At 70.9% G+C, this 24,488-nt stretch carries 23 protein-coding genes; 10 read left to right on the top strand and 13 right to left on the bottom strand.

Annotation, left to right across the window (positions count from 1 at the left end; translation table 11 throughout):
• Position 1 precedes the first annotated feature (1 nt).
• Positions 2-1,207: a hypothetical protein gene (locus tag EL266_RS08615; RefSeq protein ID WP_051281372.1), complete on the bottom strand. Its 1,206-nt coding sequence runs from the start codon at positions 1,205-1,207 to the stop codon at positions 2-4.
• Between the two features lie 295 nt (positions 1,208-1,502).
• Between EL266_RS08615 and EL266_RS08610 the strand changes: the two genes are divergently transcribed.
• Together EL266_RS08610 and EL266_RS08605 are read left to right on the top strand one after the other, a co-directional pair.
• Complete coding sequence (locus tag EL266_RS08610; protein WP_026427744.1) at positions 1,503-2,090, top strand: YbhB/YbcL family Raf kinase inhibitor-like protein; 588 nt, start codon at positions 1,503-1,505, stop codon at positions 2,088-2,090.
• On the top strand, positions 2,087-2,938 hold the full coding sequence (locus EL266_RS08605; protein ID WP_026427743.1) for an SDR family oxidoreductase: 852 nt from the start codon (positions 2,087-2,089) through the stop codon (positions 2,936-2,938). Before EL266_RS08610 ends, EL266_RS08605 begins: the two co-directional genes overlap by 4 nt.
• 38 nt (positions 2,939-2,976) lie before the next feature.
• Here EL266_RS08605 and EL266_RS08600 read toward each other — a convergent pair whose 3' ends face one another.
• A complete protein-coding gene (locus EL266_RS08600) occupies positions 2,977-3,435 on the bottom strand; it encodes a tRNA (cytidine(34)-2'-O)-methyltransferase (RefSeq protein ID WP_026427742.1) in 459 nt (152 codons plus the stop codon).
• 210 nt (positions 3,436-3,645) lie between these two features.
• On the opposite strand from EL266_RS08600, the gene EL266_RS08595 reads away from it, so the two are divergent.
• The 4 genes from EL266_RS08595 to EL266_RS08580 all read left to right on the top strand — a co-directional run bounded on the left by EL266_RS08595 (position 3,646) and on the right by EL266_RS08580 (position 5,640).
• Positions 3,646-4,041: an ArsR/SmtB family transcription factor gene (locus EL266_RS08595; protein WP_084501031.1), complete on the top strand. Its 396-nt coding sequence runs from the start codon at positions 3,646-3,648 to the stop codon at positions 4,039-4,041.
• Positions 4,034-4,477, top strand: a complete 444-nt coding sequence (locus tag EL266_RS08590; RefSeq protein WP_026427741.1) for an SRPBCC family protein — start codon at positions 4,034-4,036, stop codon at positions 4,475-4,477. Before EL266_RS08595 ends, EL266_RS08590 begins: the two co-directional genes overlap by 8 nt.
• 34 nt (positions 4,478-4,511) lie before the next feature.
• Positions 4,512-4,871, top strand: coding sequence for a nuclear transport factor 2 family protein (locus EL266_RS08585; RefSeq protein ID WP_026427740.1), 360 nt, complete (start codon positions 4,512-4,514; stop codon positions 4,869-4,871).
• Positions 4,872-5,049: 178 nt separating this feature from the next.
• Positions 5,050-5,640: a YbaK/EbsC family protein gene (locus EL266_RS08580; protein WP_026427739.1), complete on the top strand. Its 591-nt coding sequence runs from the start codon at positions 5,050-5,052 to the stop codon at positions 5,638-5,640.
• A gap of 40 nt (positions 5,641-5,680) precedes the next feature.
• On the opposite strand, the gene EL266_RS08575 is transcribed toward EL266_RS08580, so the two are convergent.
• From EL266_RS08575 to acnA, 5 genes are all read right to left on the bottom strand, one after another.
• Positions 5,681-7,132, bottom strand: coding sequence for a dihydrolipoyl dehydrogenase family protein (locus tag EL266_RS08575; RefSeq protein WP_026427738.1), 1,452 nt, complete (start codon positions 7,130-7,132; stop codon positions 5,681-5,683).
• Positions 7,133-7,256: 124 nt separating this feature from the next.
• On the bottom strand, positions 7,257-7,595 hold the full coding sequence (locus EL266_RS08570) for a TetR-like C-terminal domain-containing protein (RefSeq protein ID WP_051281371.1): 339 nt from the start codon (positions 7,593-7,595) through the stop codon (positions 7,257-7,259).
• Entirely contained in the window at positions 7,541-7,888 is a 348-nt protein-coding gene (locus EL266_RS08565) for an alpha/beta fold hydrolase (RefSeq protein WP_084501029.1), read from the bottom strand. Before EL266_RS08565 ends, EL266_RS08570 begins: the two co-directional genes overlap by 55 nt.
• A gap of 242 nt (positions 7,889-8,130) precedes the next feature.
• Entirely contained in the window at positions 8,131-9,432 is a 1,302-nt protein-coding gene (locus tag EL266_RS08560; protein WP_269471454.1) for an Abi family protein, read from the bottom strand.
• 512 nt (positions 9,433-9,944) lie between these two features.
• On the bottom strand, positions 9,945-12,629 hold the full coding sequence (gene acnA, locus EL266_RS08555) for an aconitate hydratase AcnA (RefSeq protein ID WP_026427737.1): 2,685 nt from the start codon (positions 12,627-12,629) through the stop codon (positions 9,945-9,947).
• A 582-nt stretch (positions 12,630-13,211) separates the two neighbouring features.
• Between acnA and EL266_RS08550 the strand changes: the two genes are divergently transcribed.
• On the top strand, positions 13,212-15,056 hold the full coding sequence (locus EL266_RS08550; RefSeq protein WP_232011995.1) for a DUF7926 domain-containing protein: 1,845 nt from the start codon (positions 13,212-13,214) through the stop codon (positions 15,054-15,056).
• Between the two features lie 85 nt (positions 15,057-15,141).
• Here the strand turns inward: EL266_RS08550 and EL266_RS08545 are convergent, their stop codons facing one another.
• Together EL266_RS08545 and EL266_RS08540 are read right to left on the bottom strand one after the other, a co-directional pair.
• Positions 15,142-16,647, bottom strand: coding sequence for a class I SAM-dependent RNA methyltransferase (locus tag EL266_RS08545; RefSeq protein ID WP_084501027.1), 1,506 nt, complete (start codon positions 16,645-16,647; stop codon positions 15,142-15,144).
• 150 nt (positions 16,648-16,797) lie between these two features.
• Positions 16,798-18,720: a DNA-binding protein gene (locus EL266_RS08540; RefSeq protein WP_126412275.1), complete on the bottom strand. Its 1,923-nt coding sequence runs from the start codon at positions 18,718-18,720 to the stop codon at positions 16,798-16,800.
• A gap of 272 nt (positions 18,721-18,992) precedes the next feature.
• Here EL266_RS08540 and EL266_RS08535 point away from each other — a divergent pair, with 272 nt between their 5' ends.
• Together EL266_RS08535 and EL266_RS08530 are read left to right on the top strand one after the other, a co-directional pair.
• Complete coding sequence (locus EL266_RS08535; RefSeq protein ID WP_026427734.1) at positions 18,993-19,658, top strand: potassium channel family protein; 666 nt, start codon at positions 18,993-18,995, stop codon at positions 19,656-19,658.
• Between the two features lie 4 nt (positions 19,659-19,662).
• Positions 19,663-20,379 (top strand): potassium channel family protein, encoded by a 717-nt coding sequence (locus EL266_RS08530; protein ID WP_026427733.1) that lies wholly within the window; start codon positions 19,663-19,665, stop codon positions 20,377-20,379.
• Between the two features lie 26 nt (positions 20,380-20,405).
• On the opposite strand, the gene EL266_RS08525 is transcribed toward EL266_RS08530, so the two are convergent.
• From EL266_RS08525 to EL266_RS08510, 4 genes are all read right to left on the bottom strand, one after another.
• Positions 20,406-21,179 (bottom strand): DUF3159 domain-containing protein, encoded by a 774-nt coding sequence (locus tag EL266_RS08525; RefSeq protein WP_026427732.1) that lies wholly within the window; start codon positions 21,177-21,179, stop codon positions 20,406-20,408.
• Positions 21,176-21,562, bottom strand: coding sequence for an OB-fold nucleic acid binding domain-containing protein (locus tag EL266_RS08520; protein ID WP_051281369.1), 387 nt, complete (start codon positions 21,560-21,562; stop codon positions 21,176-21,178). The genes EL266_RS08525 and EL266_RS08520 overlap by 4 nt, the downstream gene beginning before the upstream one ends.
• Entirely contained in the window at positions 21,563-22,336 is a 774-nt protein-coding gene (locus tag EL266_RS08515) for a DUF3710 domain-containing protein (protein ID WP_026427731.1), read from the bottom strand.
• A 183-nt stretch (positions 22,337-22,519) separates the two neighbouring features.
• Complete coding sequence (locus tag EL266_RS08510) at positions 22,520-22,825, bottom strand: DUF4193 domain-containing protein (protein WP_026427730.1); 306 nt, start codon at positions 22,823-22,825, stop codon at positions 22,520-22,522.
• 334 nt (positions 22,826-23,159) lie between these two features.
• Between EL266_RS08510 and sepH the strand changes: the two genes are divergently transcribed.
• Positions 23,160-24,467 carry a septation protein SepH gene (sepH, locus tag EL266_RS08505; protein ID WP_026427729.1) on the top strand — a complete coding sequence of 436 codons (1,308 nt, stop codon included), beginning with the start codon at positions 23,160-23,162 and terminating at the stop codon, positions 24,465-24,467.
• Positions 24,468-24,488: the final 21 nt, after the last annotated feature.

Genomic DNA, 24,488 nt, shown 5'->3' with positions numbered 1-24,488 from the left:
CTCATCCGGCCTCCGTCAAGGCGCGAGGATGAGGCTGAGACTCCATCCCCGCGCCCCCGGTCTCCTGGCCCCGCCCCGGGGCCGACGCGGGATCCAGGGCCGGCGCTTGAAGGCTCAGGCCCTCCTCGCCCAGGGAGAGGGTGCTGATGCCCTGGCCTCGCTCGGGATCGGCCAGGGCCCAGGTCAGGCGGGTCAGGAAGCCGGAGGGCATCTCCTGGGCGGGCCCGGCCCCCCGGGGAGCCCCAGCCCTCCCCGTGCTGGCAGAGCCCTGTTCCCGCGAGCTCCCCGCCCCGCCCCCATGGCGGACCTGGCGCGAGTGCAGGGCCACGACGACCCCGCCTCGCCTCTGACCGGGTCCCGTGGCCTGCGGATCGCCCGCCTGAGCGGTGCGGGCCCCCTCAGGCGCCGGAGCCAGGGGCATCGGCTCGGCGCCCCCGTCACCCACGGCCTCCCCCGTCATTCCCGCCCCGGCCGGCCCGGGAGCACCGGCTCCCGTGGCACGGACTCCGCCGTCGGCCTCCAGGAGGGTGGCACGCAGGGTGCGGGCCCCCTCCCAGGGGGCGGGGGTGAGGATGAGGGCGCCGCGCTCGCGGGCCCGGGCGGTCAGGAGGCGCCGGTCCCGGGGACGCAGGGCACTGGCCGTCCGGGCTGTGACGAGGAGGAGATCCACGCCGTCGAGCAGGGCCCCGGTGGCCGCCAGGAGCAATCGGGGCTCAAGGGCTCCGGCCGGGACGACCAGGACTCGGGAGACGTCCAGGCCGAGCTCCACGGCGGCGCACCATCCCAGGTCCTCGCCGCCCACGACACCGCACCAGCCGTGGGAGCCCTGGCGCGCGGCGGCCGCTGCCAGCAGGAGGGAGGTGGAGCCCGCCAGGCTGACAGCGCCGCAGGACTCCGTGCGCAGCCCCTCCCAGGGGCCGGTCGGCGCATGCTCGCCGCCTCCCCGCGGCACGCCCGGGGGTCCCGGGATCAGGCGCGGCGGAGCCGGCGCGAGGACTGCTGGCGCCGCGCCGGCCAGGGCGCGCTCCACCTGGCGGGCGCCGTCGGCTCGCAGACCGGTGCGCTCCTCGGCCCGAGCCAGGGCGAGTCTGGCCGCAGCGAGCCGCTCCCGGGAGCTCGAGGGCGCCCCGAGGCTCCCGGCCCTCCTCACCGGCTCAGCCGGCTCAATCGGCTCAATCGGCACGGCCCGCACCGCTGCCTCGCTCATGCGCCCTCCCCTCAACGTTCTCATGACCCTCATCACAAGGGTCACCACAACCAGACAAATGATCGAACATGTGTTCGACCCCTGGATTCCAGGATAGCGCCTGCCCGCGACAGGATCAGCCCCGCTCTGGCCGTCGCGCTGCCGCGCCCTTCCCGGCGCATTCCCCGAGGCCCGGCGGCGACGCAGCGGGCCCAAGGCGTCTAGAGTGGAGCAGCGCCCCTGCGCACCCGACCAACGTCCCAGGTCACGATGTCATATCGCGACAAGCCGCACCACGAGTCATGAGGAGGCATCCATGGCAGCCGATCACAGCCCCGATCTGTCACGCACCCGACCGCCCGCTCCCTACGACTTCCTCCCCGCTGTCCCGGCTTTCACCCTGACCTCTCCGGACATCGAGGAGGGCGGACGGATCGCGGACGCCTTCACCGGCGTTCACGACAACATCTCCCCGGCCCTGAGCTGGTCGGGCTTCCCCGAGCAGACGCGCTCCTTCGTGGTCTCCTGCTTCGACCCCGACGCCCCGACGCCCTCAGGGTGGTGGCACTGGACGATCGTGGATCTGGACGCCTCGGTGACCTCCCTGGCCCAGGGGGCGGGCGCCAGCGACCTCCAGCTCGACGGCGCGGCCTTCCACCTGGCCGGCGACAGCGGGGATCACGCCTGGTTCGGCCCCTACCCGCCGGCGGGCGACGGCGATCACCGCTACATCTTCGCGGTGCACGCCCTGGATGTGGACACCCTGGGGATCGATGATGAGACCAGCCCCGGCGCGGCCGCCTTCCACCTCTCCTCCCACTGCATCGCCCGGGCGCTGCTGACCGCCACCTACAGCGTGCCGGGAGACCCCGGCACCCCGACCTTCCTCAAGGAGAGCAAGTGAGCCCACAGGCCGATGCCGTCCCGATGACCCGCTCCGGGAGGCGCCGCCGCGACGGCGGGGCGGACTTCACGCCCGCCTTCGGCTTCTCCGCCATCACCTCCGGGCGCCATCAGCGCCGCCCGGTGGCCCTGGTGACCGGGGCGACCTCGGGGATCGGCCTGGCGGTGGCCCGGGACCTGGCCCGGGACCACAACATGATCCTCATGGCCCGCACGCTCAAGGATCTTGAGGAGCTGGCGGCCGCCCTGGAGGAGGAGTCGGGGGCAGCCGTCCTGGTCTGCCCGGTGGACCTCACCGACGATGCGACAGTGGCGCGGATGACGAGCCGCATCCAGCTCGACCGCCTCGACGTGCTCGTGCACTGCGCGGGGGTGGAGGCCCCCGGGCGGATCGATGCGCTCGCGCCCGCGCGGTGGCGCGAGGTACTGGATCTGGACCTGGTCTCCGTGGCCCACCTGACCAGCCTGCTACTGCCGGCGCTGCGCCGGTCCAAGGGCCTGACGGTCTTCATCAACTCCGGAGCTGGCCTGCGCACCAGCGCCGGCCACGCCCTGTACTGCGCGGCCAAGGCCGGGCTCAAGGCCCTGGCCGATGCCCTGCGCGAGGAGGAGCGCGGCCAGGTGCGGGTGACCACGATCTACCCGGGCCGCGTGGACACCCCCATGCAGGAGCGGCTCCAGGCCGTGCATGCGGCGCAGCGTCGGGCCGAGGGCGCCACAGCCCCGGCCTACCGAGCCGCCGATCACATGACGCCGCAGTCGGTGGCCTCCGCGGTGCGCCTGGCGGTGAGCACCACCATGGATGCGGTGGTCGAGGACCTGGCGATCCGCCCCTCGGCCATGCTCTGAGGCCCCGGGGTCGTCAGCCACCCGCAGTCACGCCCGCCCTACTGCCCACCGGGGAAGCCGAGGCTCCTCCAGGCCTCGTACAGGCCGATGGCGGCGGAGTTGGCCAGGTTGAGGGAGCGGCTGCCCGCCACCATGGGGATGCGGATGCGACCGGTGACCCGGGGGTGGGCCATGGCCTGCTCGGGCAGGCCGGTGGGCTCCGGGCCGAAGAGGAGGGCGTCGTCGGCCCGCCAGTCAACCTGGGCGTGCAGGCGCTCGGCCTGGGCGGTGAAGGCGAAGACCCTCCCCGGGATCTGGGCCAGGCAGGCCTCCAGGCCCTCATGGACACGCGTGTTGGCCAGGTCGTGATAGTCCAGGCCGGCGCGGCGCAGCTTGGCGTCCTCCATGTCGAACAAGGGGTCGATGAGGTGGAGCATGGAGCCGGTGTTGGCGCTGAGCCGGATGGCGGCCCCGGTGTTCCCGGGAATCCGCGGCTCGAAGAAGATCACGTGCAGCACGGGCGCCATTGTGGCACCCGGCCGCGGCAGCAGGCCGACCGCCGTCGACAGTCGGCCGCTCCCCCGGCGGGCTCCCGCGATCGCTGCCAGCACGATCCTCGGCAGTCGCCTCTGCCATGGCAGGCACCGCTGATCACCAGATGACCAACGCACATAAGTACAAACAGACGTTTGTGATACGCTGCGTTCACTCGATTCAGGAGGGGCGCCATGGGCAAGCAGGCAGCAGACGACCTCGATCTGGCGCTGCGCGCGCTGGCCGATGGGAACCGCCGGGCGATCCTGCGGGCGATCCGTACCTCCCCGCGGCCGGTGGGGGCGATCGCCGAAGAGCTCGGCCTGTCCCAGCAGACGACCTCGCATCATCTCGGGGTACTGCGCAGGGCGGGACTCGCCGTCGACGCCCGGGAGGGCACGCGCCACCTGTTCGCCGTCGATACGGATGGCCTGGCGGCCGTGCGCTCGTATCTCGACGACTTCTGGCCGCAGAGGCTGGCCGATCTCAAGGCCGCGGTCGAGACCCGCGAGGCTCGCACGTCGATAACGCACCCGCCCCAGGAGGAGCTCAAGCCCCGCCAGACGCAGGAGGCCCGGCGTCATGGCTGAGTTCCACGACTCGATCGAGATTGCCGCGCCCCCGGAGGCGGTCTTCGAGTACTTGATCACCAATGAGGGCATGACGGCGTGGATGGGCCAGCATGCCGACCTTGACGCCGTCCCGGGCGGGCGCTTCGCGGTCAACATCGCGGGCCACCCGGTGCGGGGCACGTTCCTGACCGTCGAGGCGCCGAACCGCGTGGTGGTCTCCTGGGGGTTCGCAGGTGACGAGGACCTGCCCGCGGGCTCCTCGAGGGTGGAGTTCCGACTCACGCCGATCGACGGCGGAACCCGGGTGGACCTGTGCCACTTCGATCTGCCCGCCCCCAGGCTTGCCGGTCATGCCGATGGATGGGCGCACTTCCTGCCCCGACTCGCCGTCGCGGGCGCCGGTGGCCAGGCCGGGCCGGATCACTGGCGGCCCCTGGCCGACCGCCTTGCATGACACCTCACTGACACCACGACCCTAGGAGGACCATATGAGCCCCCGTACCGCCTACGACACCGTGCAGGCCTATCACCGGGCCTGGACGAGCGGCGACATCGATACCGCCATGGATTGCGTCTCCGATGAGATCACCTGCCGCGCCCCCGGAGTAGACCTGGAGGGGAAGGAGGCCTATCGCGCCTTCATCGCCGGCTTCGCCCCGAAGCTGACCGGCATTGGCGAGATCGCCGAATTCGCGGACGGAGACCGGGTCGCACTGTTCTACTACCCGCAGACCGCCGTCACCTCCACCGCCCCGGCGGCCGAGTACATCACCGTGGCCGACGGGAGGATCGTCCAGAGCATCATCATCTTCGACCGGCTCTCCTACGCCCCGCCCACGCGGGGCTGAGGCAGGGAACAGGCACGACTCCCCCGCTTCAGCGCGCATGCGCGCGCTGCATGCCGGCGACAGGCGCATCCGCGCACTCCCGATGGGGTCACCCAGCGGACGGCGACGGCGCAGCGCCCGCCGAGCGCCGTAGGCTCATGGTGTTCCAATCCGCCCTGGACAGACCGAGGAGGAGCAGATGAGCGAGCCGCGTGATCCGCAGGAGGTCTTCGCCGAGGAGATCGGATGGCGCCCGGCGCTGGAGCATCCCGAGCTGCTGGCCCCCAGCACCGCCGCCGCCCTGACGGCCCTGGCCGAGGGCTCGCCCCAGGAGGCTGCGCTGGCCCGCCAGGCGGCGGTGGTCGAGATCGACCCGGATCTGTCGGACACCGATGCCCTCAACGCCGCGTACAGCCTGGACCTGGAGGCCACGGGCAACTGCGTGCTCGTGGCCGGCAAGCGCTCGGGCCAGGAGCGGGTGGCGGCCTGCGTGGTGCGGGCCAGTGACTTCGCCGACGTCAATCACGTGGTCAAGCAGCGCCTGGATGTGCGCAAGGCCTCCTTCATGCCGATGGAGGCCGCCGTGGAGCGCTCGAGCATGGCCTACGGCGGGATCACCCCGGTGGGGCTGCCCGAGAACTGGAGGCTGTTCGTCGATGCGGCGGTGGCCGCCCGCGCCACGGTGCTCATCGGCTCGGGCGTGCGCCACTCCAAGCTGCTGGTGCCCGGCGCCCTGCTGGGGGCCCTGCCCGGCGCGGAGGTCGTCGAGGGCCTGGGCGTGCGGCCCTGAGCCCGTCCGCCGCGCGGCGGACAGGCCCACGGACCCGGGCTCAGCCCAGGGAGTCCAGGACGATGTTGAGTCCCTCGCTCATCGTGGGGTGGGTGATGACGGCGTCGCGCAGCTGGCGCCAGGTCAGGCCCCCCAGCATGGCCATCTGGACGCTGGGGACCACCTCGCTGGCCTCGGGGCCGATGATCGCGGCTCCCAGGATGAGATCGGTGCGCGCATCGACGATCACCTTGTAGAAGCCCTCGGTGCGCCCCAGGGTCTTGGCGCGCGGGACCGCGGCCGTGGGGGTCTTGGCCACGAGCACCTCATGCCCGGCGGCCCTGGCCTCCTCCTCGCTCAGGCCGACGTGGCCCAGCTCGGGCGTGGTGAAGACCGCCCAGGGGATGAGGCGCCCCGCGGTGGTGGCCTCCTTGCCCGCCAGGATGTCGCGCAGAACGCGGAAGTCGTTCCAGGAGGCGTGGGTGAACTGGGGCGTGCCGGCCACATCCCCAGCGGCGTAGACCTGCTCGGCGGTGGTGCGCAACTGCTCGTCCACGCGCACGAAGCCCCGATCGGTCAGCTCCACGCCGGCGGCCTCCAGGTTCAGCCCCTCGGTGACGGGGGTGCGCCCCAGAGCCACGAGCAGGTGGGAGCCCGATGCCTCGCGACCGTCCTGGGAGTGGGCCACCACTGACCCATCGGCGCCGGCGCTCACCCGCGAGACCTGCGCACCGGTCAGCACCGTGACCCCCAGGGCCTCCAGGCCCGCCGTGACCTCGGCGGCGACGTCGGCGTCCTCACGATCCAGGATGTGCTCACCCGCGTGCATGAGGGTGACCGGCACGCCCAGGAGTCCCATGAGGGAGGCCATCTCCACCCCGATGACGCCCCCGCCCAGCACGACGAGGCTGGTGGGCAGCGCGGGCAGGGTGAGCAGGTCCTCGCTGGTCCAGTAGCGCACCTGCTCCAGTCCCTCGATCGGGGGCACGGAGGGCGCGGTCCCGGTGTTGATGAGCACCCGGGCCCCGCGCACGCGGCGGACGGGGCCGCCCTCGACGTCGATCTCCACCGTGCGCTCGGCGATGAAGCGGGCGGTGCCCAGCACGAAGTCCATACCGGAGGAGGGGTAGAGCGTGTCACGGTGGGCGGCGACCATGCCGCCCACCACGGCCTCCTTGCGGGCGCGCAGGGCCGCCAGGTCGATGCGGGCCCGGCTCAGGGCCTGGGCCCCGCCATCGGCGGCGGGAAGGTCGACGCCGTGGGCGCCCGCCCCCTGGGCCTCCCCCAGGACGCGGGCCGAGGAGATGAGGGTCTTGGTGGGGATGCAGGCGACGTTGATACAGGTCCCGCCGATCTTGTCGCGCTCGACCATGACCACCTTGTCCCCGGCCTTGGCGCGCAGCATCGCCAGCGACTTGCCCGCCTTGCCCCCGCCGACGACGAGAAGGTCAACCTCCTCCAGCTCCTCCGATTCGTGGGCTCCGGCAGGGGCGGCGGCGTGGTTGTCGGTCATGGTTCTCTCCTCGGATGTGTTGGGCCCGCCGTCCTGCCGGCGGTCTCTGCCAGATCAGAACGACGGTGAGGCTCAGCGCTATTCCCGATCATGCCCCGGGGCGGCGCGGGGAGCTCGTGAGGCACTACCTGGAGCCGGAGGCTAGGGAGCGCAGGGCGGCGTCGAGCATGTCCAGCAGCACGGTGAAGCTCTGGTCGACCGGCTCGGGCCACGCGAATCCGCCCTTGACCTCGATGTCCGCGAATCCGTGAAGCGCCGAGCGCGTCATCATGACAACGTCGATCATTCTCGCCTCGGGGATGCTGTAGCCGGCTAGTGCCGCGACGACGATCTCCACAGCGCGCTGCGCCTGCACTGAGTCGGCATCCGCGTTCGCGCTTCCGCCAACGCCCCCGCCCCGGAACTGCGTCAGTGGATAGAGGCCGGGGTAATCATGGGCGAAGCGCCGGTAGGCCTGGCCCATCGAGATAAGCGCGTCGCGTTCCGCACGATGTTCGTCATGACAGTGGTTGCACGGAATGCCGACCAGTACCCGGGCCTGCACAGAAGGTCGGAGAGAGCTGCGGCTCTTTCACGTCCGCCCACAAGGAGCACCGGTCCCGCAGTGGCAACAGCACCGAGGTGCTCCAGCAGGGCGATGAGGTCGCGCGCGGTGTCCTCGTCCCCGTACGAGAGGAAGTTCGCATCACTGTCACCATGCCCGCGTAGATCGGCGGCAATGACACGGAACCCGCTGCCGATGAGCGCCTGCGCCAAGGCCTCGTAGGCGTCACGGAAATCGCCCCATCGCGGGCGAGCGGATCACGAGCGGCCCCTGGCCCCGATCCTCGAAGTCGATCCGGCCACCATCAACACCCAGTTGGCTAATATTCATAGCCTTTTAGTTGCCAACATTAGCCATCGAGAGCGAGTCCGACCCGCCGGGCGGCCACGAGCCTCCGGGAAGCTTGACGCCCGCGTAAGCACAGAACCCCTGATGCTGCCCACCCGCAGGTCAGTCAGGTCGACACAGAAAAACTACCGGTCGCGTTTACCTCGTCAATTTTCACAGCGAAATCCTTCTCGCAAACAGAGTTCAACAGGTCAAGTGGCGACCCGGTCCGGCCACCCTCACCCGACGGCAGATCCGGATGTGGCGTTTGCCACCAGTCCAAAAGTGCTTTAGCCACGCCGACTGAAGACACCCCGTCGCAGGATGAGGAAAGTTTCCGGTTGATCTCCGCAAGAGCATCGATGATCTTCCCGTCACGAAACTGGAAGGTGGGGTAATATTTTGTCTTTCCGAGTTGAATCTCGATCACGACTCCATACTTGAGGTAGGCTCGCAGCAACGCACGCTGGGCTGCCTTCATCGCTCTGTCAGTCTGTGTTGAGGTCTGAGCACAGTCAACCTCAGTAGGTTGTGCACTGGTGAGCGCTTCCCGAGCCTCGGCAGCCGTCATACACGATGCACGATCAAGCAGGTTCGCAGCGAGCATCGGTTCATGATCGAGCATAAAGCACTTGCTCCATATTGGATTTCCTCTCCACTTGTCTGGAAATCCGAGTTTCCCTATATCAAATCCCACCGAGTCGGCCCGCTCCTCGATGAAGTCGACAAGATCAACGACGTCAGCCCTACCCGGCGCGATGCTCAGCAGGAGATAACGCATGATGATCAGCACACCGTAGAGTCTATTGTTCACATCTTTTCTCACGAGCGACGCTAGAAGGTCATCAGCGTCTTCGCGAGCCCGCCCTGGTGCATCAATGAGCACATCGAATGTCCGGTTCCACAAGCGTCCGTAGTGCGCACAGATGTTTCGCACATTCCTAAGATTGTTGAGCCAGTTATTGAGGGCACCGCGATCACCGCGCCCATCTGCGGTTCGAATCTGGAAACGCGCAGCAATAATCTCCTGATCGCTTTGCCGCATCAGTCCGTAGAGCTTGGTCAGGGCACCGAAGGACATTACTTCAGTTGCCACCCAAATAGGAAGATGGGGACCATACTTTTCGCGGAAATGAGTAACGAAATCTCCTCGAGCGCGCCCCTCCAGGCGATCGTACTCGCTGAGCCATTCGCGATAGGCGGCAGTCGGCTCAGTCAGAGAGTCAGGGCCTTCCTGCCTCACTGCGCCAAGAATATAAGGTTCTCTGTGCGCGAAGGTGTTGATCATGCCGAGCCGATGACCGATGAAGAAGCGGAACGCCGTCTCAATTATGCTGAGGATACTGCCGACACGATTCCGGAGCTCGTGATCAAACTCGTACACCGAGACTACCTGTGCGAGGCGAGTGTCGGGAAGGAAGGTGTCCAGCCGACTTTCGCGCCCTCCCTCATCTCGTCGGGGGGGGTCGGAGGAGCAGGCCAGTCACGATAGACATACCAGTAGCCCGACAATCGGTAGTAGCCGTAGCGTTGCAGGACCTCCGTCGCGTAGGCATCGTCTCCACAGTCCATGCCGCGCTCGCGTAAGCGGCGAATCTGCTCGGGTACCGTGAGAAACGGTTTCTCATAGGTGCTCTCGAGAGGTGTCACACTCACGTCATCCCACCTTCCGCCCGCACACCCAATATAGAAAAGAGAACAGGCCCGCGTCTCACCTGGAGAAGCGAACCCGTCGTGTTGGTCTCAGGATAGAGACTTTGCAGGTTCAGGTCAAAGCGACAACAGCGTTCCCAACAAGACCATCAGAGTGAGGTGAGCCACACTCATTGCTCGCAGAGCGCCGCACTGCAGAAACATGCCCCAGCCTATCCCCACGTCCCTATCCCCGCGCCAAGGGGCTGGTGCCCGCACGTCACCACGCGGGCACCAGCGCAGCCTGTCTCAACTGCGGGCGAGCGAGCGCAGCACGTACTGCAGGATCCCGCCGTTGCGGAAGTAGTCGGCCTCGCCGGGGGTGTCGATGCGCACAACCGCGTCGAAGGCGACCGCGCTTCCGTCGGCCCGCTCGGCGCGCACCGCAACGGTCTTGGGGGTCACCCCGTCATTAAGCGCCGTCAGCCCCGTGATGGAGAAGGTCTCGGTGCCATCCAGGCCCAGCGAGGCGGCCGACTCCCCCGCCGGGAACTGCAGGGGCACCACGCCCATGCCGATGAGGTTGGAGCGGTGGATGCGCTCGAAGGACTCGGCGATGACCGCGCGCACGCCCAGCAGGGCCGTTCCCTTGGCCGCCCAGTCGCGTGACGAGCCGCTGCCGTACTCCTTGCCGCCCAGCACCACCAGCGGCACGCCGGCCGCCTGGTAGGCTTGGGAGGCGTCGAAGATCGACTCGACCTCGCCGGTGAGGAAGTTGCGGGTGAACCCGCCCTCGACGCCGTCGAGCAACTGGTTGCGCAGGCGGATATTGGCGAAGGTGCCGCGGATCATGACCTCGTGGTTGCCGCGGCGCGAGCCGTAGGAGTTGAAATCCGCCCGCTCCACGCCGTGCTCGGCCAGGTACCGACCCGCCGGGGAGTCGGCCTTGATGGCGCCGGCCGGGGAGATGTGGTCGGTGGTCACCGAGTCGCCCAGGAGCGCCAGCACCCGGGCGCCGTCGATATCCGTCACCGGGTCCAGCTCCATGGTCAGGCCCTCGAAGAAGGGGGCCTTGCGCACATAGGTAGAGGCCTCGTCCCAGGCGAAGGTCTGGCCCTCGGGCGTGTCCAGGCTCCGCCAGCGCTCGTCCCCGGCGAAGACATCGGCGTAGTCGCGCGTGTACATCTCCCGGTCGATGGTCGCATCAATGGTGGCCTGCACCTCGGCGGGGCTGGGCCAGATGTCGGTCAGGAAGACGTCGTTGCCCTCAGCGTCCTGCCCCAGGGGCTCGGTGGCGAAGTCGAAGTCCATGGTCCCGGCCAGCGCGTAGGCGATGACCAGAGGCGGGGAGGCCAGGTAGTTCATCTTGACGTCGGGGTTGATGCGCCCCTCGAAGTTGCGGTTGCCGGAGAGCACGGAGACCACTGCCAGGTCCGCCTCCCCCACGGCCGCGGAGACCTCGGCCGGCAGGGGGCCGGAGTTGCCGATGCAGGTGGCGCAGCCGTAGCCCACCACATTGAAGCCCAGCTCGTTGAGGGCCGGCCACAGCCCCGCCTTCTCGTAGTAGTCGGTCACCACCTGTGAGCCCGGCGCCGTGGAGGTCTTGACCCACGGCTTGGAGCGCAGGCCGCGGGCCACCGCATTACGGGCCAGCAGCCCCGCGGCCACCATGACCGACGGGTTGGAGGTGTTGGTGCACGAGGTGATCGAGGCGATCGCCACATGCCCGTGGTCCAGCTCGGTGACGGTGCCGTCGGCCAGGGTCACCGAAGTGGGCCTGGAGGCCTGGTCGGCGTAGGTGGGCAGCACCTGGCGGAAGGCCTCCTTGGAGGCGGTCAGCTCGATGCGGTCCTGGGGGCGCTTGGGCCCGGCGATGGAGGGCACCACCGTGGACAGATCCAGCTCCAGGTACTCGGAGAAGACCGGCTCGCGGGAGGGGTCGTGCCACATGCCCTGGGCCTTAGTGTAGGCCTCCACCAGGGCGATCGACTCCTCGGAGCGCCCGGTCAGGCGCAGGTAGTCCAGGGTGACCTCATCGATGGGGAACATGGCGGCCGTCGAGCCGAACTCGGGGCTCATGTTGCCGATGGTGGCGCGGTTGGCCAGGGGCACAGCGCCCACGCCCTCGCCGTAGAACTCCACGATCTTGCCCACCACGCCGTGGGCGCGCAGCATCTGGGTGATGGTCAGCACCACGTCGGTGGCCGTGGCGGCGGCCGGGATGGCACCGGAGAGCTTGAAGCCCACCACCTTGGGGATGAGCATGGACACGGGCTGGCCGAGCATGGCGGCCTCGGCCTCGATGCCGCCCACGCCCCAGCCCAGCACGCCCAGGCCGTTGACCATGGTGGTGTGGGAGTCGGTGCCCACGCAGGTGTCCGGATAGGCCACCGTCACCTGGGCGCCGTCGCGGGTCTCGGTGCGGGTGAAGACGGTCCGGGCCAGGAACTCGATGTTGACCTGGTGGACGATGCCGGTGCCCGGGGGCACCACGCGGAAGTTGTCCAGGGCGCCCTGCCCCCAGCGCAGGAACTGGTAGCGCTCGGCATTGCGCTCGTACTCCAGCTCCTTGTTGCGCTCCAGGGAGCCGGGCAGGCCGAAGGAGTCGATCTGAACGGAGTGGTCGATGACCATCTCGGCGGGGGCCAGGGGGTTGATGGCCTCCGGGTCGCCGCCCAACTCGGCGACGGCCTCGCGCATGGTGGCCAGGTCGACGATGCAGGGAACACCGGTGAAGTCCTGCATGACCACCCGGGCCGGGGTGAACTGGATCTCCGTGTCCGGCTCGGCCGTGGGGTCCCACTGGGCCAGGGCGCGCACGTGATCGGCGGTGACATTCGCGCCGTCCTCGGTGCGCAGGAGGTTCTCGGCGAGCACCTTCAAGGAGTAGGGCAGCCGCTCCAGGCCTGGGACGGCGTCGAGACGGAAGATCTCGTAGGTGCGCCCGCCCACGTCGAGCGCGTCACGCGAGGCGAAGGTGTTGAGACTGGCCACCGGGGTTGCTCCTGTTCCTCATGCTGGTCCGTCCGCCGCAGGGCGGGGAATTCTGGGCCGACGCTACCGAAGGCCGCGTCATGCGCCGTCAATGACTGGCACCGCTCCCCATCGGGAGCGCCATGCCCAACCATTTACGTCACGCCCACTGCGCGCAACACCGCTGCTCACCCGCGAATCGCGAGGCCGCCCTGCGGATCCCCGCGAGTGCAACGGCCTCCGATCACCCACATTTTGAGACACCCGCCACAGCCCGTCCCTGCTCACCGGCCCGCAGCATCCGCGAGTCGGGTTCCAATTCGGTCACAGCACGGCTCCCGCAGCGACCCCCTGGGCCACCCCTGACAACCGGCAAGGCACTCGCTCTTCCTGACAAGCGCTGACCCCGTCAGGGATTGTCCAGACAGGCCGTGCCCCCGCAGCGCTGGCGCCGCGATCCCATGGGGGCTACGAAATGATCACCGAGCCCGAATCATCGTCAATTCACGGACAACGACTACTTAGGCTTCTTCCATACCGCTGACCGTAGGAACAACGCGGTGGGCCCAGCCCAACTCATCCCGATCTCTTCCCATGGAGGCCATGATGCAATTCCAGTACCCCGCTGCGCACCGCAGATATGCGGCTGCCGCGCTATCCGCGGTGCTCTTGATCCTGGGCGGCCTTATCGCCCTGACCGTCCCCTCGGCTCACGCCGCGCAGAACTCAGCGGTCAAGGTGTCCTTCGAGCCGCTCGTCCTGGCCGACCACAGCGGCAACGAGTACCCGGGCAAGCCGGCCCATCTCGAGGACCCCGTTCGCCTGAAGTTCACCTGGGACGCCTCCGCCGCGAATCCGCAGCCGGGAGAGTCGTTCATCATCGCCCTGCCCGATGAGTACCGATTCCGCGAGATCGGCCGCCAGGACGACCTGGTCCTGAGCGACGGCACGAAGGTCGGGGACTGCGTGACAGAGGCCGCGGCCCTGACCTGCACCTTCAACACGGCGATCTCCGCGGCCACCGAGCTCAAGGGATCGGGCAACCAGCTCCTCGTCGCCCAGCAGGTGACGCAGACCAGCACCACCACCTTCAACGCCAACGGCACTGATGTCACGGTCTCCCACCCCAATGACGAGCCCATCCTGCCCATCGCGTGGGAGGAGAAGGACCTGGGCAAGTACGCCAACTCCCTCAACCGGGAGTCCAGCTCCGCGACCTGGCACATCCAGTTCAGCGGCACCACCATCGCCAACCACCTCGGGGTCGCCGACGGCTCGGTCAGCTCCGTGACCCTCAAGGACACCACCGGCGGCGGGCAGGTGCTCAACCCCGATAAGAGCACGTGGTACGTGCGGGTCAATCCCCAGAGGTTCGGCGGGGGCGCCGACGGCTACTTCGACGTCGCCAAGGCCGACGGGACTCAGATGACCACCGAGCACGGCACCTTCACCCTGACCCCGACCATCTCCGAGGACGGCACGAGCGCCACGGTGACCCTGACCCGCACCGACGGCACCTTCGACCCCGACACCAACTACGAGATCGTCTACCAGTCGCTGGCCGAGGGCGGCCGGATCGTCCCCGGGAAGGTCTACACCAACAGCGCGACGCTGGAGGGCGGCGCCGGCACGACCGTGTCCACCCAGGTGTCCTACAAGGACCCGATCTCCTACGACGTCCAGCTGACCCAGGGCTTCGGCTCCTTCGGCGTCAAGAAGTACGTCACCGGTGAGCGCCAGGGCGATGTCACCTCCGAGACCAAGGTGCGGGTCACGGTGGCCTATGAGCTGCCCAACGGCACCACCGAGGCGGACTACCGGAACTGGACCAACAAGCCGGCGACCAACCCCTACACCGTCGAGGTGGCCGTCAATGAGAAGCAGCCTGACAACACCCTCTACGAGTTCCCCAAGGGCACGCGCATCACGCTGACCGAGGACACCTCGGCCGCGACGCTGCCGGACTCCCTGGCATGGGGCGAGACGACCTTCTCGGTCAACGACTCCCAGAGCCCGGACACGGCCTCCTTCACCGTGGCCGAGGAGGTGACCCCGGTGAGCCTCTACAACGAGGTGACCACCGAGACGCCCCAGCCCACCCCGGACCCGACGCCGACTCAGGACCCGACGGACCCCACGCCCACCCAGGACCCGACGGAGCCGACGCCGACTCAGGATCCCACGGACCCCGCGCCCACCCAGGACCCGACGGACCCCGCACCGTCCCAGGACCCGACGGACCCCGCGCCCACCGAGAGCCCGGTTGGCCCGACGCCCACCGGCGACCCGACCGGCCCGAAGGCCTCCACGACGACCGTCCCCGTGCCCACTGGTGGCACCGGCGCGCTCGCCAGCACCGGCGCAGCGGTTGTCATGGCTGTGATCCTGGGCGCGAGCGCGCTCGTGGCAGGAGCGATCCTCATGGCTGCGCGCCGTCGCTCTGAGTGAGGCACTCCCGCATTGACGGGCCCCGGTCCTGGAGGACCGGGGCCCGTTCATTCCTCCCCGTGCTGAGGGTGGGGGCGTGCGCGCCTCAGCGGCGCTCGAGAACCGCGATGGTCTCGAAGTGGTGGGTGTGGGGGAACATGTCCAGGGCGCTCATGGCCGCCAGCTCGTAGCGATTGTCCAGGAGCACGGCCAGGTCGCGGGCCAGGGCCGCCGGGTCGCAGGCCACCAGCACGATCCGCTCGGGGGCCAGGCCCGCCAGGGCGCCGATGACCTCGCGCCCGGCACCCTGGCGTGGTGGGTCCAGGACGACGACGTCGGGCGCTTTTCCCATCGCCTGGCCTGCCTGGGTCACCGAGCGCGCCGTGACCCGCCCGGTGGACAGGCGGACCGAGCCAAGGCCGTGGAGGTTGCGCCGCGCATCGCCCACGGCCTGGGAGCTGCCCTCGATGGCGCACAGCTCGCCGCCGTCGATGAGCATGGCCAGGGGCAGGGTGAACAGCCCCGCCCCCGAGTAGAGCTCCATGACCCGCTTGCCCCGGGCTCCGCCCAGGGCCTTGGCGCCGTCGCCCCCTGTGCCCGCGGCACTGGGCTCCTGGCCCAGGGCAGCGCGCACCACGCGGTCGACCAGGGTGACCGGTGCGTCGCGGTGGATCTGCCAGAAGCCCTCGGCGTGAAGGCTGTAGCGCAGCTCGCCCAGCCCCAGCCCAGAGGCGTCCACCGCCTCCTCGACGCGGCGCCTGCCCGTGGCGTGGGCCTGGGAGGTCAGGACGCGGTCATCCAGGAGCACCAGGGGCTCCCCGATGCTGGGCGCCACGGCCTCGACGCGCATTCCGGGCCGGTAGTGCTTGCGCCAGCGGGAGCTCTCCAGGAGCCCGATCTCCTCGATGGCGGCAACGGCCAGGGGGAGGCGGTCCAGGGGCTGCACCGTCCCGGAGCGGAAGCCGTGCATGCCCGGGCGCCCATCGGGTCCCACGGTCAGGGACACGCGGGTGCGCGTCCCCGTCCCTGCCAGTCGCGCCTCCCGGGCCTGCCCGCTGGCCTCGGCCGCGGCCTCGCTGGCCAGCGGCTCGACGACGATGCTGCCGCTGCTGCCGGCCTCCTCCAGGGCGGCGACGGCCTGGGCGGTGGCGGGCCCGCCGATGCGGCGCAGGCAGTCGGCCAGCACCCAGCGCTTCCAGGTGCGCTGGGCGGGCAGGGCGACGTGGGCCAGCTCTCCGCCGCCCACTCCCCCGGGACCGGCCTGGGGCCACACCGAGTCCACCCGGTCCGGGGAGGGGGTGAGGATCTCAACGGCATCGGCCCGCCAGATCTTGGCATTCTTCTCGGTCATCGCGGCGCGCACCGTCTCACCGGGCAGCGCATGGCGCACGAAGACGACGCGGCCGGTGGGGTCGTCAGCGGGTCGGGCCACGCAGTGGCCACCGTGGGCGGGTGCGCCCACGGCCAGGATGATCTCCTCGGCCGGTCCGCGCTGAGCGGGCTCATCGACGGCCTCGTGCCGGCGCCTCCCCGCGTTGCCCGCCCGACCACGGGGGCGGGAGGGGCCGCGGCGCGCGGGACTGGAGGGCCGCTGGGGGCGCTGAGGGCTCATGGGTGGCTCCTGGATGACGGGGCGGCTCGACCGAGACCGATGGGACAGAGGCGGATCAGGGGGCGCGCAGTGGCTGGGTGAGTGGCTGGGTGGCTGCCTGGCAGGATCCGCGGCGGGGCGCCTGGGCGGGCCGGCGCCCCCGGGCGAAGGCTAGTCGATGGGCCGGCGCCGGTTGCGGGAGGCGCGACGGGCCGCGGCGTCGGCATCCACGATCTGGCTGTCCGTGCGGGCCCGCACGCCCCCGTGGACGTGGGTCTGACCGGGGTCGCCCAGATGCCAGGGGACCGTGGCCACGATGACCCCGGGGGTGAACAGCAGGGCGGCCCGCAGCCCCAGGGCGGCCCGGTTGTGGAGGAGCTGCTGCCACCAGTGGCGCGCCAGGTACTCGGTCAGGAAGACCACGACCAGGTCGCGCGGGGACTCCCGGCGCAGGGAGCGCACATAGGCCACGATCGGGTCGCCCAGTCCCTCGGGGGCGTCCAGCAGTGTCAGGGGCACGGGGATGCCGGCGCTGCGCCAGTCCTCCACCAGGCGCCGGGCATGCCCGTCGCCCAGATCGACGGTCAGGGCCTCGATGGTTGCGGGCTGGGTGGACTGGGCGTAGCTCAGGGCCCGTAGCGTGGGCCGGTTCAGGCGCAGGGCCGGCACCAGGGCGTGGATGTGAACGGGCATGGTCCTGGCCTCTGAGACCTCGCTGAGCGCCAGCTCCTCATCGAAGCCGCGGTAATGGGCTCCGATGGCGCGCATGGTGACCCAGACCAGGGCGATGGCGGCCAGGACCATCCACGACCCGCGCCCTGCCAGCGCCACCACGGCCAGGAGCAGGAGCGCCCCTGAGGCCACCGCGGCGATGATGCTCAGGATGCGGGCGCGCCGGATGCTCTGGCGCCGGGTCGGCTCGGTGGCCCGGCCCAGCTCCCTGGTCCAGTAGCGCGTCATGGCCGCCTGGCCGAGCGCGCTGCTGGCCGTCGCGGTGACAACCGCCAGCACTGCCAGGCACCCCACGGAGGCCCCGGTGGCCGCCAGCAGGAGGCTCGCCCCCAGCCACAGGGCGATGATGCCCCCGGCGCGAGCCCGACTGGAGCGCGAGAAGAGCTGGCGGGGCAGGTAGGCGTCCCTGGCCAGGATGCCCATGAGGGCGGGAACGCGCAGGAAGGCGGACCCCGCCGCAAGGACGAGCAGGCAGACGGCCAGGGCCATGACGACCAGGCCCGCCAGTCGCTGTCCGCCCAGGGCCGCGGCGGAGATCTGTCCCAGCACGGGCCAGGCCGGCGCCGCCTCGCGTGGGGCGGAGGGACCTGGCCATCCGGCACCCGCAGCGCCCACGGCTCCCATGGCCGCGCCCAGGCGGGTCAGCCCCAGGAGGAGCAGGCCACTGACGGCCACCAGCAGTGGCACGCGCGCCCTGAGCGCCACCAGGACCGCACGGTGGAGCAGCGCCCGGGAGCCGCGCTCGGTGACACCGGCGCGCCCCGGGGCCGAGCGCCAGCCGGTGGCGCCCCGCAGGCCGAGCCAGCCGCCGGGGGCTGAGGGGATGCGGCAGATCCCGATGAGGATCAGCCCGCCCAGGGCCAGCGCCTGCAGCACCGCCACAGCGTCCGTCCCCATATCCGTCTCCACCGGGCGGCCCTGCGCCCCGCCGGGCGCGGCCTGCCCGCCCGGGTGCAGGCTCCCGGCCAGATCCCGTGCCAGTCCCCAGACCACCACCGCTGTCAGGACGATCAGCAGGCCGCCGACAGCGCCGGCCTGGACTCGCAGGCCTGCGCCGCCAGGCCGTCCACGCCCCAGGGGCGCGCCTGCCAGGGCAGCCAGGGCCAGGGCCGCGGTGGTCCCAGTCGCCACGGCCAGGCGGTAGGGGGCCAGGGCGGGGAGGATCGCCGCCAGGTGGACGGTGGCGGCGGCCAGGAGGAGGGCGGCCATGACCGCGCCCTCGACGAGCATGGTCGCGCCTGAGGCAAGGCCGGCATTGGGCCCCAGGACTGACAGGGACACCTCGTAGTCGCTGCGGCGCCGATGGGCCAGGGCCGCGCGCCGCTGGGACAGCAGGACCGCAGTCCAGACAAGGAGGGCCACCGCGGACACCATGAGTGCCGCCCAGCTCCCCGGGATCATCCTGACAGAGCCACCCTCAGCAAGAGTGGCCAGAATCACATCAGGGAGGCAGATGATGGCGGCCAACGGCCCCAGGATGGCTGCCGGCAGAGCAGCGCCGGAGCGCAGGGGCGCCCGGCCGCCGGCCCGTCCCCGAGTGCCAGGGCCGGTGGACGCCCGCTGGGGGCGGTCAGCGGAATCACGCACGGTCACCGATGCTACGCCGCCCGCCGGGCGGGAGTACCGTCTTCCTCGTGCATTTCGTCATCATGGGCTGCGGCCGCGTCGGCGCCACCATGGCCACGCGCCTGGACCGCATGGGCCATTCCGTGTCCGTCATCGACCGCTCCTCGGAGGCCTTCCGGCGCCTGCCCCAGGACTTCAGCGGCCGCAAGGTCAAGGGCATCGGCTTCGATCGCGACGCCCTGGAGCAGGCCGGCATTGATGAGGCCTATGCCTTCGCCGCGGTGTCCAATGGCGACAACTCCAATATCGTCTCCGCCCGCGTGGCCCGCGAGACCTTCGGGGTTGAGCACGTGGTGGCCCGCATCTACGACTCGCGGCGCGCCGACGTCTACGAGCGCCTGGGCATCCCCACCGTGGCCACGGTCCGCCAGACGGCCGAGCAGATGATGCGCCGCATCCTTCCCGAGGGCTTCGCCCGCCTGGCCGAGGACCCCTCCGGCACGATCGCCCTCATCCAGCCCGATATCGCCCAGGCATGGGCGGGGACGAGGATCGCGGCGCTGGAGGAGGCGCTGGGGGTGCGAGTGGCCTGGATCTCGCGGCGCTCGACCGCTCTGCTGCCGGGCCCCAAGACCCTCATCCAGCACCAGGACCGGCTGCACATGGCGGTGCCCACCGAGCGCATCGGCCAGGTCCAGCGCGCCCTGTCCCGACCCCCCGCCCAGGAGGAGTGAGCCCATGCAGATCGTCATCGCCGGAGCCGGGTCGGTGGGCCGCTCCATCGCCCGGGAGCTCATCAGCCACGGCCACGGGGTCACCCTCATGGACCGCTCCCCCGATGCCATGCGCATCGCCTCGGTGCCCCAGGCCGAGTGGATCCTGGCCGATGCCTGCGATGTGGAGGCCCTGGAGAAGGCGGGCATCCCCGACTGCGACGTGGTGGTGGCCGCCACCGGGGACGACAAGGCCAATCTGGTGGTCTCCCTGCTGGCCAAGACCGAGTACGCGGTGCCGCGCACCGTGGCCCGCGTCAACAATCCCAAGAACGAGTGGCTCTTCGACGAGGCCTGGGGCGTGGACGTGGCCGTGTCCACCCCTCGCTTCATGACGGCCCTGGTCGAGGAGGCGGTCAGCGTGGGCAGCCTGGTCTCGGTCTTCCGCTTCCATCAGTCGGGCACCTCCATGCACGAGCTGACCCTGCCCGAGGACTCCCCGGTGATCGGTCAGCCGGTGGGATCGGTCCGCCTTCCCGCCCACACGGTGCTGGCGGCGATCCTGCGCAACAACAGGCCCATCAGCCCGGAGGCCCAGGAGAGGTTCGAGCGCGGCGACGAGCTGATCTTCCTGACCGCGCGGGAGGGTGAGCACGGGCTGGAGAGGATCCCGGCGATCCTGACCGCCCAGCCCTCCGACCCCCTGGCGCAGGCGGCCGAGCCCGATCCTGAGGACCTGTGAGGCCCGCTCGCCCCTGACCGGCCGGCTCAGCCGCGGCGCAGGGGTGAGACCAGCAGCCAGATGATCCACAGCCCCAGGGCGTACAGGGGCAGGCCCAGGACGATGCGGGCCACTCCCAGGGCCGCCACGGCCGAGTCCCCCGCCAGGAAGAGGGGCACCTCGACGATCAGGCGCAGGGCGAACACGCCCGCCAGGACGGCGGTGGCCAGGGCGTAGCGGCGCCGCGCCTCGCGCTGGGCGGGGTCGGCTCGCCAGCCCCACGGCCCGGAGGACCCCTCAACTTCGGCGCCCCCGTCATGCGCGCCGGGATCCTGCTCAGGCCCCTGCGTCTCGGAGTCCCCGGAGCCCTCGTCCCCGCCGGCCCCGGCGGCGGCCTGCCACAGGGACAGCAGCACTCCCACCAGCGGCCACCCTGCTACCAGGGATCCCAGGCAGGCCACCAGCCACACGGCGTTGATGGCCAGGCCCACGGTGAAGAAGCTCGAGGCCTCCCCGCTGCGCCAGGCCCACAGGGCCGAGATGACGGCCAGTGCCGCTCCCCCCATCACCTGGGTCACGCCCTGGCGCTGGATGAGGCGGGAGATCAGGCCGACGGCGCTGATCGACAGCGACACGATCAGCGCCGGGACCAGCGCTGCGGGCCGCAGCGCCACGACACTGATGAAGGCCATGATGGGCAGGACGGACTCGGCGATGCCCCGCCATCCGCCCAGGGCGGCCATGGCGTCGTAGCGCTCCGCTCCCACGGCCCCCAGGCCGCTGCGGGATGGGGCAGGGCGCCGCCGCGGGCTGTCTGTCATTGCTCGCCTTCCAGAAGCTCGTAGACGGGGTTGTAGATCTGAAGGCGCTGACGGCCCTGGCCCACCATGCCCTCGGCGATGAGGAGAGCGCCGGGGACGATGCCGGCGATGCGCCGCTGCCCCATCCACACCAGGTCAAGGCTGCCGGTGGCGTCCACGAGTCGGCCCACCAGCGCGGGGCGCTGGTTGCCGGTGTGGTAGGTCACCGCCCGCAGCACTCCGCCGACCCGGGCCCGACTGCGCGGCCGCAGCCGGGCGATCGCCTCGGTGCCGGCCAGTCGGGGTCGCAGCTCGGGGCCCTGATCCGCCTCGCCGGTCCTGAAGGCGGGCAGGCGTCCCAGGTACTGGCCCAGATTCTCGGCCAGGGTCTCGATGAGGCGCATTCAGCGCACTTCGGCGATGGTGGGGCCCGGGCCGATCGGGTCGATGCCCGGCAGCTCCTCGGCCTCGGGGGCGGGGGCCGCGCCCGGTGGGTGGAGGGGCAGGATCTCGCGCGGGGGGCGGGCCTGGCTGTCGCGGACCACCACGATGCCGCGCAGCACCTCGCGCAGCGGGGTGCTCGTCTCCTCGGAGGCGGCGGCCGGCCCCTGGAGGACCCCGCGCAGGAACCACCGGGGCCCGTCGATGCCGATGAAGCGCACGGTGCCCGTGGAGGTGGTCCCGTCCGGGGCCCGCATGGGGATGTGGGCCAGGATCTCGGTGCCGTGCTCGCCGTCGACCTCCTCGTAGCGGGCCCTGGCCCCGGATAGCTCCCGGGCGATGTCCTCGCGCAGCTCCTGCCAGATGCCGGCGGTCTTGGGCGCGGCGAAGGCCCGCAGCTCCAGGGCGGATCCTCCCAGGGCCAGCACGACGGCGGTGATGCCGTCCTGAGCGCTCTGCTCCAGGCGCAGCTGCATGCCGTCAACCGCGGGGATCCGCAGCGCCCCCAGGTCGAGGCGGGTGACGCTCTCCTGGGAGGCGGGCAGCGATGCCTGGTCCCAGGGGCCGTGCGCGGCCCCGCCGGCGGTACCCGCAGAGCCGGCCTTGCGGCTCCTCGCGCCTGCCTCCGCCCCGGCCGCTGCCGAGCGGGCGGGCGTGGAGGCCGAGGAGGTCCTGGCCCTCCTGCCCGAGGTGGTGGAGGCGGCCGTGTCATCACGGCGTCGCGAGAACAGTCCCATCGAGAATCTCCTGGGGGTAGGCGGGAGGGCGGGCGCCCTGCACCGCAACTCTAGACAACTGTCGTGCGCGATCGCACCGCGCGGTGCCCGGTGGCACGGGGCGCGGCCCCCTGACTGGGCGTGCGGCGGGCGATCGGACGCAGGTGCCGGGTTTCAGCCGGCATCAGCCGGCATCAGCCGGCATCAGCCGGCGCAGTCGGCGCACACGGGAAGGCCGGTGGCGTCATCCACGTAGGCGAGCTGGCTGCGGTGGTGGACCAAGAAGCACTCCGAGCAGGTGAACTCGTCCTCGAGCTGGGGCACGACGTGCACGCTCAGCTCCTCGCGGGACAGGTCCGCGCCCGGCAGCTCGAATCCCTCCGCGGCCTCGTTCTCATCCTCCTCGATCGCAGCGGAGGACTGATCCTTCTGCCGGGATGTCAGCTCTTCAATGGAATCCGCCTCGGGCTCGTCATCGTGCTTGCGCGGGGCGTCGTAGTCGGTCGCCATAGCCTCGTCATTCTTTCTCGTCGACGGCTCTCGGTTGGCTCCCGGAATCGCAAGCGGCCGCGGCCACCGGGGCACCGGCACCACGATGCGGTGCTGAGGCCCTCCGTTCCGGGGAAGGGCACGCGCACAATAGCACCGAGTCGCCATACGTCAAGCCAGAACGCCGCCCCCACTGCTGCACGACTGCCGGGCAGTTCTCCACCAGCCGCTGGATCAGGCCGGCGCGCCCCGCCTCACACGAGGCACACCGGCCTGCCTCCCGGCCAGGGACTGCCAGTGATGGCAGGCTGAGTCTGTATCGTGCAAACAGCGGGTACGAAAGGGGACTCAACCCATGGTCGAACTCGAACTGCTGGGCGCCAACGGGGACACGATCGTCATGACTGATGCTGATGGCGAGCGCTACAGCATCGTCGTCGACGACGCCCTGCGCGCCGCGGTGCGCCGTGACCGCGGAGCCATCGCGCCCGCGCCCAGTCCCGTTGTGGATTCTGCCGCGCCTGTGCGGCCGCGCCACCTCCAGGCCCTCATGCGCGCCGGCGCCACCGCCTCGGAGGTGGCCATCGCCACCGGCATGACGGTGGATCATGTCCGGCGCTACGAGGGGCCGGTGCTCGCCGAGCGCCAGTGGGCCGTCACCCAGGCCCAGGCCTGCCGCATCGGCTGGGAGAAGGACTCCCCGCTGCTGGGCGAGCTGGTCGTGGACCGCCTGGCCACGCGCGGCGTGGACCCGGCGTGCCTGGAGTGGGATGCGGTGCGCGAGGGCCGGGAGCCATGGCTGGTCATGCTCACCTTCATCCAGTCCGCCCAGGAGAAGCAGGCGCGCTGGACCCTGGACCTGACGGCGCGCTCGGTCCACGCCCTGGACGATGAGGCGCGCTGGCTGACCGAGGCCGGCGCCGCGAGCCAGCGCCCGGCGGTCTTCGACCAGGACTCCTCGGCTCGTGGGGCCTCGGCGCATGCCCCGTCCCTGATCTCCCTGCCCTCTGACCTGGCTCAGGCAGAGCCTGAGTCCGCCCAGCAGGCCCAGCCCGCCTCCCCTGCCCCGGCGGCCTCCCATGACGCTCCGCACCTGGAGATCCCCCTGCTGAGGGATCCCGCCCAGGACGACACCGACGCCCTGCTGGCCGATCTGGCCTCCAACCGGGGCCGGCGCATCGAGGTGGCCCTGCCCCTGGACGACGACGAGGAGGACCAGGGCTCCCCTGCCTCGGCGGGCTCCCCTGGCGCCCCGGAGGCCGGGCAGGCGGCCAGGCAGGAGCCGGAGCCCACCACCCAGACCTCGGGGATCCGCGCCCAGGTCTACTCCATGTCGGAGCGCCGCAGGCGCTCCACCGGCAACCACCCGGCCGGCTCCCGGCTGGGGGCCACCGCCCCCTCGCCCAGTGAGCCCTCGGCCCGTACCGCCTCGGGGGGCCTGCCCCGCGTGATGCCCCCCGCTGCCGGCGGGTCCTCCAGCGCCGACGACGAGCCCGTCACCGAGCCGGTGCCCTATGTCCCCATGCCGCCGCGCAGGGGCACGGCCTCCCAGCAGGAGCCGCTGCCCCAGATGCCAGCGGCTCCGGCACCGCGGCCCAAGCGCCGCTCGCGCCGCTCAGTGCCCTCCTGGGATGAGATCGTCTTCGGCGCCAAGCCCGAGTAGGCCCGAGTAGGCCCGAGCGGG

The organism is Actinomyces slackii, from assembly GCF_900637295.1.
Lineage (GTDB): Bacteria > Actinomycetota > Actinomycetes > Actinomycetales > Actinomycetaceae > Actinomyces > Actinomyces slackii.
The sequence above is the reverse complement of the archived record's forward strand: the minus strand, read 5'-3'. Positions and strand labels throughout refer to the sequence as shown.